This window comes from Actinoplanes sp. NBRC 101535 (assembly GCF_030269225.1).
Lineage (GTDB): Bacteria > Actinomycetota > Actinomycetes > Mycobacteriales > Micromonosporaceae > Actinoplanes > Actinoplanes rectilineatus.
Genome location: NZ_BSSY01000002.1, coordinates 7669 through 20423 on the forward strand (window position 1 = coordinate 7669; position 12755 = coordinate 20423).

Genomic DNA, 12755 nt, shown 5'->3' on the forward strand with positions numbered 1-12755 from the left:
CTACCTTCTCGTCCTGCGCGGCGGGGCCGGTTCCTTCTCGAGACGGACGAACCTGCCGTCCTGGATGCGCAGCCAGTTTTCCGCGTACCGGGACTCCGGCTTGAACCGCAGGTCGCCGGTGGGGCCGTAGACCGTGCCGAGATAGCCCAGCTCCCGCAGCCGCCGGATGAACCGCCGGGCCGGAGCCGTGGGGTCGTCGTCCTTGTGGCCCATGTTCCCGACCAGCAGAACCATCGGCTTGCGCTGATCAGCACCGGTCAATTCCGGAACGGTGTTGATCAGCAGGTCGGCGACCTTCGCCCCGCTCGCCGAGTTGGCCACCACGTTCAGATCCGGGTCGCTGTCGCGCAGCAGGTTCCGGGTGTCGACCCAGAACGGCCGGGCCATGTCCCGGCCACCCCACGGGGTCGTCTTGCTGGTGGTCATCTGGCCGTGCCGGTCGAGGCGGGCGTAGGAACTGTGCTTCCCGCTGTTGATCCGGCTGACGTCCGCCTGGACGTCGTCGTTGGTGCGACCGGCGTACGGCATGCCGAAGCCGAAGGTGCGGCCGTGCCGGTCGACGAGGGTCACGATGCTGTACGGGACCTGCGTGACCACCGGCTCGGGCTCGGGAGCGGGTGCGGGTTCCGGCTCGGGTTCGGGCTCCGGTTCGCTCTCGCTCTCCTCGATGACGACGATGACGTCGTCCTCGTCGGGGGTGGGCGCCTGCGACGGCAGCGGGTTGTAGTTGACCGACTGGGCCGGCGGTTCGTCCTGGTAGACCGGTTGGGCGGCGGGCTGAGGCGTGGCCTCGTCCTCGCTCTCGTCGCTTTCGCTTTCGCTCTCGCTGCTGTCGTCGCTGTCGTCCTGCGGGGGTGTCTGCGGACGTGGCGGGTTGTAGTTGATCGACTGTGCGGGCGGTTCGTCCTGGTAGACGGGCTGGGCGGCAGGCTGAGGCGTGGGCTGGTCGTCGTCGCTCTCGTCGTCGCTCTCACTGCCGGAGTCGTCGGACTCGTCGTCGCTGTCGTCGCTGTCGTCCTGCGGGGGCGTCTGCGGGCGCGGCGGGTTGTAGTTGATCGACTGCGCGGGCGGTTCGTCCTGATAGGTGGGCTGGTCGTCGTCGCTGTCGCTCTCCTCGGCCGCGTCGTCGTCACCAGCGTCGTCATCGGAATCGCTGTCCGATTCGTCGGCCTGGGGACCGGTGTGGCCCGCGTCGTCGTCGCTGTCGGACTCGTCGTCGGACTGCACCGGGGTCGCCACCGGCGTGGGCTCCGGCGTCGTCTCCGGCGAAGGCTCCGGAGTGGGTTCCGGCGTCGGCCGGAATGCGGCGTCCTCGCGCCACGGGTAGACCTGCTCCGTGTCGTCGTCCGTCGCGGTCACCTGCGGCATGATGACCGATTCCGGTCCGGTGATCGCGTCGTCGCCCGGGGCGTCGCCGTACGCCCGCATCCGCCCACCACCGCTGAGCGCCGCGCCGGTCCGGCTCATCCGCAGGTCCGTCGTCGGACCGAAGACCTGGCCCCGGTGGCCCAGCGTGCGCAGCGCGTCGCCGATCTCCTGGACCGGCCCGGCGGACGGGTCGGCGTTCGCCGCGGAGGTCCACACCACGATCGGCGTGTACCTGGTGACGCCGGGCAGCTTGAACAGGCCGCCCCGGACCATGATCGCGCTGAGCTGTTCCCGGGGGATCTCGATGATCCCGTCCTTGCGGTGCATCACCCGGACACCGGTGTCGTTGCGGGTCGGCGGCACGAAGAGCGAGAAGTGCGGCTGTTGCCCGGCCCACGGCACCTGCCGGGTCTGCACCCGTCCTACCCCGAAGCCGCCGGAGTACGACTCGTACGTCGTCGCCTCCGCGCCCCGGGCGTTGCTCCGGAACCGCTGGGCCATGTCGTCGCCGATCGGGAAGCCGTACCCGTTGATGCGCCCGGTGGCGTCGACGTACGCGACGACCCGCAGTTCGGACATCTTGAGGCCGTCGCGCCACCGCACGGCCGGCGTCTCGGGTTCGGGCGCCGGTGCGGTGCCGTTCTGGTTGTCCGGTGCCGGCCCGGTCCGGGTGGTGGGCGGCAGCGACGGCAGGATGCCCGGCCCGGACGGGTCGGTCGGGTGCACCACCCCGGCCGGCGGGAACGCCGTGTAGACGCCGGACCGGTAGACACCCAGGGTGCCGTGGACGAAGCCCATCGACACGGTGTCGCTGCCGGCGGTGATGCCGCGTTTGTCGCCGAGTTCGTGCAGCCGCCGCCCGAAGGCCGAGGCCGGTCCGTCCGGCCAGGGCTCGTTGCCGATGTGGCAGACCACGCCGAGGTAGCCGCGGAACTTGTCCGGCGTGAACTTGGCCAGGTAACGGCCGTTGTTCAGCAGGTCGGCGAGGACGTCACCGTTCACCCCGAACCGGTCCGGGCGGTTGCCGTTGCGCATCCGGATCCAGAACGCGGCCTTCATGCCGTGGGTCAGGATCAGCGCGTCCCACTTCTCGTCCTTGCGGCGCAGGTCGTACTCGGGTGCGCCGGACGAACTCTCGCCGATGTAACTGGTGTACTTCAGCGGGCCGCCGGGGAGGGTGTTGAAGACGAACTGCCGGTCCAGGCCGGGGTCGTCCAGGCTGGCGGGCAGGGAGACACCGGCAAGCTGCCGGTCGGCGTAGTAGAGCGGGCGCATTTCGACGTCCCGCGGTGTCAGCGGGCTCGGCCGGTCGGTGCGCATCCAGGTCGGCAGAGTGAGCCGGCCGAACTCGGTCATCCGGGTGCCGACGGCGGTGTGCACCGTCCGGTAGAACCCGTGCCGCCGCATGTCGTCGCGCACGCTGTCGGCCACCTGTGCGGCGGCGGTCTCGGAGAACCCGGCCGGCAGCAGCACCAGGATCTCGCGGAGGTTCGCGCCGGTCGCCGAGGCACTGGTGATCAGGTGACCGTTGTCCTCGGCGGCGGCTTCGAGGAATGCCTTGGAGGCCAGGGCCAGCCGCCCCACGTCACCGGGCGCGATGGTGATCTTCCGTTCGCTGTCGTTCTCGTCGCGCAGCGCGATGGTCTGGTTGTCGGTCGAGCCGAGCTTGAGGACTGCGGGCAGGGCGGTGCCCCACGGCGTCTTCTTGTCGGAGACGAAACCGCTCTCGTCCGCCCACGATTCCATGCTGTAGTCGCTGACGCGCTCCAGCCACTGATCGGTCTCGGTCGGCAGGATGTACTGGTAGTCGTTCGGGGACGGGAAGAAGGCGCCGACCGGCCCGGTGTAGGACTGCTTGCTGGTGAGGCTGATGGCCCGAACGTCCTCGAACTTGACCTCGGCCATCCGCTGTGACGGCCCACTGGCCGGCAGAACACCGACGGTCGCGGTGACCCGGACATCACTGGTGTCCACGCCCAGACCGTTGGCGAAGTCGTACCCGGCGGAGTCGGCCTCGTTGCGCGCCCCGGCCAGCGGCGAGACGAGCTTGATGCCACCGGCGGGTGGCTTGGCCAGGGCCGGGCTGACGTCGGGGTGCTGGGCGAGCGCCTTGGCGAAGGTGTCGCCGTCGAGCTCGACCCGGCGGCCGCCGTTGCCGGTGGCCGCCCAGATCCGGTGGCCGTCACCGGCCACGCCGACGAGGAAGGTCCCGCCGTGCGCGGTGGCCGAGGAGGACCGCACCGCCGGGGCCACGTCGGCGGCGTCGCCGGGCAACGGCAGCACGACACCCCGGCCGTCCGGCAGCGCCTCGACGGTGAGATCCGACGCCCGGGGGCCACGGACCAGCTCGTAGTTGCCGTTGTCCAGATAGAGATAGCTGGCCGTCTTGTTCTTCGGCAGCCACGACTGCCCGGCCGCGTAGTAGACCTTGCGGTAACCGCTGGTGGCGATCATGCCGTCCAGGACGTCCTCGGCGACCTGCTTCGGCACGGGAGCGCCCATCGCGCCGATGAGGACCAGGACGATCGGCCGGTTGAACGGCCCGCTGTCGACCTTCTGCCAGTCCGGGTTCCTGGCCAGTTCACGAGCCAGGTCCCGGGGGTGGATCCGGTCGTCGGTGCCGTCCCGCCGGGGCAGTTCGATCTCCTGGCTGTTGAAGCCGTTGCGGGCGAAGACGAAGAGCGGACGGCCGCCCTCGCGCTTCGAGTCCCGGGCCCACGGCGCGGCTCGGGCCTTGTCCTTGCCGTCCACGGTGGAGTGCACCATGTCCAGTGCGAAATAGCTGGTGTCCTCGGCGAACTGGCGCAGCCGGTCCCGGTCCTCGCTGCGGGACAGCAGGGAGATGCCGAAGACCTCACCGAGCGGGTCGAGAACCGGCCGGGCCTCGGCGATCGTGGACTTCGGCGGGGCCGGCGGCTTGCCCTGCAGCGGGTCCTGGAAGTCCGCCGGGGTACGCAACGGCGGGTCGAACATCACTTCCTCGTCGTGCATCTCCCGGCTTGCGCGGAGTTCCGCCTCCTCGTCGGCCTGCTCGGGTTCCGGGTCGGGCTTCGGTGCCGGGGCGGGCGCCGCCGAGTCGCTGTCCGAGGCGTCGTCGTCGAACGACATCCCGGCCGGGCCCGCGAAGAAGTGCGCGAAGTCGCCGCCGAAGTCGAGCGCGAGCTTGCCGCCGGTGAACGACGGGGCGGTCTGCGGGGCGTACAGGTCACCGCGGTAGCCGTAGCGGCGCTGGGCGGCGGCCATCAGGTCGTGGCCCAGGTTGCCCGGGGTGGTGTGCGAGCCGGGGAACGGCGACAGCAGCACCAGTGACGCGTCCGTGCCGGCACCCCGGACGTCGAACAGCCCGGTGTCGTTGATCCTGGTGATGATGTCGTCGGCGGAGAGCGTCCGGCTGTCGCCGCCGAGGGTCGGGGCGTACGCCTCGACGCCGTCCGACTGGTCGAAGTGGACGACGAACGGCCGTCGCCCGCGGCTCGGCGCCCAGCCGGCGGTGTGCCGCGACGGGGTGCCCGCGCCGATCTCCGCGTCGTACGTGTCGACCTTGCCGAGGGCTTCGACCGGTTGGGTGCGGGCCCAGGCCGCGACCTGGTCGCGGACTGTCCGGCTCTGCGCGTAGCTGATGCCGAAGACGCGCCCGGTGGAGTCGCGCAGTTCGAGCGGAGGGAGCAGGTCCTGGCTGTCCCCGGAGAACGGAACCGAGTCCGGCTCCGGCGACGGCACGGTGTCGACGGTCGGCGCCGGAGCGGGCGCCGGCGGGGTCGCCGGGCGGGGCGGTGTAGGCGTTGCGGTGCTGCCGTCGACCGGGACGGGCGCCAGTTCCGGGTCGTCGTCCAGGTGACCGTTCTCGTCCCAGAAGACCGGTCCGGGCAGGCCGAGGACCTGATGGGACGGGGCCAGGCCCAGACCCTGGGCGAAGTGCCGGCCCAGCCCGGTCCGCGACGACTCCGGCGAGGCGAGCAGGACCCGCAGGGACGGGTCGTTCCGGAGGGCCTTGCGCAGCGCCGGGTGCTGGGCGAGGAGCTGACCGAAGTCGGAACCGGTCATCTCCAGCTTGCGGTTGCCGTGGGTCATCACCCAGACCCGGACACCGTCACCGTTCACCGCGATGGAGAACGGCGCGTTGCCCCGGTCGGTGCCGGACACCATGGCCATCGGGACCATGTCGCCGACGTGCCGGTGCAGCGGCATGGCGAGACCACGCCCGCCGGGCAGCGGATGCATCACCAGGTCCGGCCGGGCCGGCTCGGCCAGCAGGGTGAACTCGCCGCCGGTCAGCTGCATCGAGGAGCCGGATGTCAGGGTGATCCGGGCACGGTCGCCGGTCGGCGCGTAGATCGGGCGGTAACCCTCCTCGGACTGGCCGGCGGTGATGTCGGTGATCTCGCGGTCGGTGAGCCCGGCCGGGGAGCCGAGCACGACCAGCACGATCGGGCTGGCCCAGGCCGCGTCGTCGATCGCGGGCAGCCCGGTCTCCCGGTGCAGGGTCCGCATCAGGTCGGCCGCCGCGACCCGCCGGGTGTTCCCGTCCGGATCGGGGACCAGGAAGTCCCGGCCGTCCGCGGAGCGTTCCACGAAGACGGTGATCGGCCGTCCACCCGGTCGGTCGGCGTTCAGCGACCAGGCTGCGCCGACGAGCCGGTTGTCGCGAAGGTACGAGTTCAGCCCACCGGCCCGCTGGCTGCGGGTGAACGCGGCGACCTCGGCGTGCCGGTCGCCGGTGACCGCCGAGTACGCGACCGTGGTGCCGTCCCGATCGCGCAGCTGACGGGCCTCGAACGGGACGACCGGGGTCACGGCGGGAGCGGCGGGCTGCGGGGCGACCGGTGGCGGCGGCGCCGAGTACGACGGCCGGGCGTCGAAGTCGGTGGTGCCGCTGTCGCCGCCGAACCGTCCGGCGGCCATCCGGACCGGGCGGCCGGCACCGGAGACGTCGAGCCGGCCGCTGGCACGCCACCGCACGTCGCCGGGGATCGCCCAGACGGCACGGATCTCCGGGTCGATCGGCAGGGCGTCGGCCAGGTCACGTCCCACGTTGCCGGGCAGGTCGACGCGGCCGGCGTCGGGGGAGAGCAGGACGAACCCGGTATCCGGTTCGGTCGCCACCACCCGGCTGACCGCGGGGTGGTCGGCCAGCATCAGGCCCAGTTCGGAACCGGTCAGTTCGACCGTGCGGCCGCCCGGCGGCTTGACCCGCACCCGGGTGCCGTCGCCGTCGACCGCGATGCCGAAGTCCTTGCCGTCGCGGGCTCCGGTGTGGACGGCGGCGTCGGCCGTGGTGTCGCCGGGCTGCCCGCTCGGCAGCCGCACACCGCGGTCGCCGGGCAGGCCGGACACCTCGACGTCGCTCAGCAGCGGTGGGCGGGCCAGGCCGAACGCGCCCTCGCTGACGGTCAGGACGGTGCCGTGTGACGGCCGGACGCCGACGCGTACCGCGACGCCGGCGCCGCGCGGGTAGAAGATCCGCCGGTAGCCGCCGGCCTCGATCTGACCCTCGAGGACCGCGTCGGCCTCGGCCTGGGTGAGACCGCCGTTCGGGCCGAGCACCACCAGCACCAGCGGCCGGTTGAACCCGGACCGGTCCAGCGACCGGAAAGCGGGGTCGGCGTTCAGGTGCCGGGCCAGGTCCCGGGGCTGGACGACGCGGGGGGTGCCGTCCGGGGAACTGATCGAGAAGCCGGTGCCGTCCGCCGACCGCTGCAGGAACACCGGGACCGGCTTGCCCGCCTCGCGGTGTGCGTCCGCACCCCACGGCGAGCCGAGCATCTGCCGGTCGACCTGGCCGCCGCCGAGCGACGTCTCCAGGACGACGTGCCGGATGCCGGAGTCGCGCAGGTCGCCGGCGAACGCGGTGACCTCGCGGGACAGCTGCGGGTCGGTGACCGTGGAGAAGACCACCGGGGTGCCGGAGGCGTCCGCGACCACCCGGGACGGCGGCGTGGGCTCGGCCGGCGTGGTGTACGCGTCCGGCACGACCGTGTCGTCGCTCGGCGAGTCGGAGACGACACTGGTCGCCGTCACGCTCTCGATCTCGAAGTCCATCGCGGCCGGCCGGAACCGCTGGAACGAACCGCCCTGCGGCAGCACCATGCTGGAGAACGTGGTGAAGTCGGTCATCGCGTCCGCCGCGAAGACCGGTGCCTCGCGGCCGGCCTGCCGGTACGCGTACTCGGCGAAGTCGTGGGCCAGACCGCCGGGGAACTGGTCGCGGCCCTGGAAGCCGCCCCACAGCACCACCGACGACTCCGGTCCGTCCGGTCCGTCGTACAGTCCGGCCTCGATCGCCAGACGGGCCAGGTCGGCGCCGCTGACCTGGACCAGCCGTTGGTTCTGCAGGCGGATGACGGCGTAACCGGTGCCGCCGCTGACCGCGTTCACCGTCCGGGGCGGGATGGTGAACCCGGCCCACGGCGTCGGCACCCGGTCGAAGGTGCCCGGGTAGTACGGGTTCGGCACGCTGTAGGTGCTGTCGTACGAGAAGTCGGCGGCCCGCCGCATCATCCGGTCGGTGGGCATGTCGAGCGGGAAGAACACGCCGAGCGGGTCGCCGTACCGGTCCCGGCGGGTGTCGTGGATGACGTCGCGGAGCGACAGGTTGGTGGCGATCGGCAGCCGAGGGTCCGGCGGGACCGAGGGCTGGGCGCGGTCGGTCCACACGTTCTCGGGGGAGTCGGCCGGACCCTTGGGGCGCGCGGTCTCCGGTGCGGGCGCCGCGAACCCGACCCGCTTGCCGGGAGTGTCGCCGAACCGGACGAACCGTCCCCCGTCGCCGACGGCCAGATGGACCTGACCCTGCCCGATCGGGTTGGTGTAGGTGCGGGTGGTGGACGCGTACGTCTCACCCAGGTGGTTGTCGCGCAGCTGCGCGGAGAAGTCGAAGGCGGGACCGCCCTGCTCGGAGAGGGCGGCGACATCGCAGGAGAGCAGGACGACCGGGGACCGGGTGCCGTTGCGGGCGTCCCGCAGGGCGGTGCTCTGCGCCGCGAGACGGGCGAACTGCGTACCCGTGAGGCTGACCTGGCTGCCGTCCCGGAGCTGGACCGCGAAGCCGTCCCGGCTGCCGTGCACGTCGAAGTAGACCGGCCGGCCCTTCCACGGGGTGGCCTCGTCGGTGTGCCCGGAACCGGGGCCCTCCTCGAACCGCCGGTACGTGCCCAGGTCCGCGTCGTCGACCGCGGAGGCGAACCGCGGCATGGTGGTGGCGTCGCCGTCGCGGCTGGGGAAGCCGGTGCCGACCAGTTCGCCCCGCGCGTTGAGCAGCGGGACCGTGACCACCTCGTCGAGGCTCAACTCCCGGGGCTCGGTCGTCCCGGCCGGCTTGGCGACCTCGGCCTCGTGCGCCTGGTACGCGTCCCACCAGGCGTTCTCGGCGTCGTCGTAGGCGCGTTCGGCGTCGGCCCGGTCGTCACCCCGGGAGTCCACGCCGTCCAGGGTGGCGGCCGCCGTCGTCCACGTCTTCGTCGCGTCGGCCACGGCGAGGGCGGTGGCCCGCTGTTCGGCGGGCACCTCCCGGCCGGTCCGGGCGGTGGCCGCGGCGTCGTCCATCCGGATCACGTAGCCGCCCGGGACCCGGACCTCGGTGCCGGCCCGGTGCTTGCCGAGCTTGTCCTGGGAGGTGGCGACGAACCGGAACTCGACGCCGTACTCCAGCGCCTGGGTCACCTTGTTGTCGTCGTCGGCCTGCTCGGTCGCCTTCGCGGTGGCCTTCACCGACTCGATCTTGTTCTCGTCCTTGACCACATCGGACGGATCGGTGCGGTAGAGCTGCTGCTCCATGAAGGTGGTGCCGGTGACCGAATTGAAGGTCTCCCGCTCGCCGACCTTGCTCGCCCCGCCCGGGTGGTTCGCCCCGGAGGTGACCATCGGCCCGTTCATCCGCAGCGTGAACGAGTGCCCGGCGGTCTGCTCGGCCTTGGTCTCCCGGCTGCGCTTGGCCGAGCCGCCGATCGTGACGCCGGCGTCGGCGCGGAGGGGCTTCGGCTTCGCCACCAGCCGGGCGTCGAGGTGCAGGTCGCGGCCGAGCGAGGTCGGCATCGGCAGCTGCATCACGCCGCCCTGCATGGCCGGCAGCGCCTTGGCCTGGGTGACGGTCAGGGCGTTGCGGATCGCGGCCCGGGTCTCGGCGTCGACCTCGGCGCCCGAGTCGGTCAGCGCCTGCGCGGCGGCCTCGTGCAGCGAGGGCAGGTCGACCAGGACGTCCTCGACGGCGAACCGGCCCGGCTCGGGGAGCCGGTCGAAACCGTCGGCCTCGCGCCACAACCGGCGGGACACCTCGGAGGTCTGCGACACCGGGATCGAGGTGACCGGGTCGGAGGTGGCGAGCGGCCGGCCCTCGGACGCCGACAGCGAGGTGACCTCGTGGATGTCCTGGACGGACACACCCGTCGGCGGCAGTCCCGGACCGGTCACGGTCACCGTGAAACGGACCTTGCCACGGTACGTGGGAACCGGGCCGGACACCGTCAGGGACTGCTCGAAGGTGTGATCGCCGCCGCGGGTCTCCTTGGCGCCACGCTCGTCCAGGGCGGCGGTGGCGGTCAGCCCGCCGCCCACCGTGGTGCTGGTCGCGCCGGGCCCGGTGGTGTTCGCGGCGTCCCCGGCGACCTTGTCGGTCTCGGTGCCCTGCCCGCGGGCGCTGACGGTCACCGCGCCCACGGTCCGGGAACTGGAGCTGGTCTCCGAACTGCCGATCGTGCTGCGGTCGGTGATCGACAGTTCGTCGACCATGGTGATCCCGGTGAACCGGGACTCCTGCATCGGCTCGGCGGTCAGCGTCACCTGGTACGCCGAACCGCCGAACCGCCGTTCCATCCGGACCGTCTCGGTCCGCCCGCCGTTGAGGGCGCTGCTCAGGTGCAGGTTGGCGGCGCCGATGAAGCTGCTGCCGCTGATCGCCCGCACGTTGTCGTACGCGCTGCGCCCCAGCTCGACCGGGAGGATCGCGTGGGCGAGTTCCTCGGTGGTCGCCTCGGCGAGCCGGTGCCGCAGGTGCGGGATGCGCTTGCCGAGGTCGACGTGGGTGGCGACGCCGCCGATGCCGAGGGAACGCTGCGGTCCCGGCCGGAACTGCGGTTGGGCGGCGTGCGCGGGGACGTTCGTGGCGGCCGCGTCCCGGTTCTGCCGTTCCTGCTCGTTGCGGACGATGTCGCGTTCGGTCTGCTGGTGTGCGGTGAGGACGTCGCGTTCCAGCCGCTGGACGTCGTGGAGGTGCTGGGTGGCCTCGGTGTGTTCGGTGGTCAGCCGGTCCTGCTCGCGCTGGTGGCGGGTGGACTGCTCGGTGAAGGTACGCCCGACGAGATCACGGTCGATGCGCGCCGCGTACCCATGAAGGTTGTTGGTCTCGGCTCGTTGCCGCCGCATCAGGGTCCCGGACTCCCGGGCCTGCGCCTGCGACAGACGGGTGCGCTGCTCGAGATGCGCGGCGCGCAGGGCCTCGGAACGTTCGGCGTGCTGGAGCTGCAGGCGCACGTCGGAGAACTGGTGGTTGCGCATCCGGTCGCGGTCCTGCATCGCCTTGAGCTCGGACGGCGTCATCCGCATGATCACCGCACCGGGCAGCGTGAGCCGCTGGCCGGCCCGGCTGGTCGGCGAGGCGGGCCAGAGCCGCAGCGGCATGTTGCTGTCGTGCCGGGCCTCGGCGATGATCTCGGCGTCCACGTCGACCTGCACCAGCAGCTCGCGTTCCGGGCGCCCGCTGATCCGCAGCTTGGAGACGCCGGCCAGGCTCTTCTCCTGGACCTTGCCCCAGACCCGGCGCCACGGGGTGACCGAGAGGGTGACGGCGGCACCCGGTGTGGTGGTGCTGTCGCCGTGGTCGGCGCGGGGGCCGCGGGCGACGGCCGTGCCGGAGACCGAGGCGCTGAGCTCGATCGACCGGCCGTGTTTGCTCTTGCTCGACGAGCCGCCGGCGAAGGTCCGCTTGATCCGGGAGAACTCGGTCTCCTCCAGCACCTTCGGGTTGGTCGGCCGCAGCCGGACCCGCACGTCACCGCTGGCGTCCTCGGCCCGGCGGCCGTGCCACAGGTTGCTCAGCGTCAGCGGCCGGCTGAACAGTTCGGCGTCGCCGGCCAGCCGCTCCGGGGACAGCTCGTCCGCGATGACCGTGGAGATCCGGCCGTCCTCGAACGTGTAGATCGCGTCGTCGCTGGCCTCGTCGAGGGTCTCGATGACGGCGTCCTGCAGCCGGTCCGCGCCGACGAACGACTCCACCCGGCGGCCGTCCAGGTCGTGCGGGTAACCGCCGGTCATCATGCCGATCGGCAGCGGGTGCTCGATCCGTTCCCGGTCCCGCGGCAGGGGACTTGGCCGCAGGTCCGGACGGGTCTGCGAGACCTTGCTCTCCGGGATGAGCATCCGGACGTCGAGGCGGCTGGTCCGCGGCGCCTGCTGCATCGCGCCGATGATGGTCGGCACGCCCCGGCCGTAGGAACCGACCGAGAGCGACCGGCCGGCCTGGTTGGCCCGCACGTACGTCTGCGTCGAGATGCTGAGATCCAGGCTGCCGGCGAACTCGCGCAGCGGCACCCCGGCCGGTTTGCCCTTCTCGTCGAGTGACGGCCCGTGGCTGCTCTCCGCGGCCTGACCACCGGTGAGCCCGTGCTCGTCGGTGTCGCCCCAGGTGACGCCGGCCCGCGGTCCGCCGAGCAGCGTGGAGGCGGCCCGGCCGATCGGGCCGAGCACCCGGGTCTCCAGGCTCAGGTCCACCGACTTGCTGGTGTCGGTCACCCCGGTGACGGTGGTCTTGCTGCGCTTCTTGTCGGACGCCTCACTGGTGCCGCGGTCGATCACGTCACCGTCGGACAGGCTGTTCAGCGTGCCCTTGATGGTGACCACGGTGGTGTAGTCGAGGAACGTGCCCTTGCGAACCAGCGGGATCTTCAGGCCCGGCCCGACGATCCGGTTCGCCAGGTGGCGCAGCTGCTCGGGGGAGAGCTGGGTCCGGGTCTCCGCGTCCCGGGCCAGCGCCGCCTGCACGTCGGGGCTGAGACCGCCGGCGAACTCCGGGTCGTCGAAGTGCCGCAGCAGCTCGTCCGGGCTCGGCAGGCGGAAGTCGTCGTTGCCGGGCAGCGACCGCACGGTGTCGGCCACCGCGTCGTAGAGCCCACCGTCGCCGAGCCGGGTGATGAAGGCGCCACCGAACGAGTCGCCGCGCTCGATGCGGTTCGGCGCGAAGTGGGTGCGGGCCCGGCCGGTCCGGCCGTGCCACTGCTCGGCGCGTTCCCGCGCCCGCGGGTCCAGGGCGGTGTCGCGGACCCGGTCCCGGGTCGTCCACTGGAACGTCTCCACCAGGCCGGCCAACATCGTCGGTCTCCGGCCGAGGACGCGGACCTGCACGCCGTACTCACCCTGGTAGCGCACGCCGGGGGCGGTGGCCTTCAGGATCTGCTTGT

1 protein-coding gene (running past one end of the window) is annotated in these 12755 nt (G+C 72.3%); it reads right to left on the reverse strand.

The genetic code is table 11. From position 1 onward, the window contains the following. A protein-coding gene (locus QSK32_RS05255) for a DUF8616 domain-containing protein (protein ID WP_285471351.1) crosses the window boundary here: on the reverse strand, positions 1-12755 show its 3' end. The gene runs 26011 nt beyond the window's last position; 12755 of the gene's 38766 nt are visible here — the last part of the coding sequence; its start codon lies off the right edge, out of view — the gene reads right to left on this strand; its stop codon occupies positions 1-3.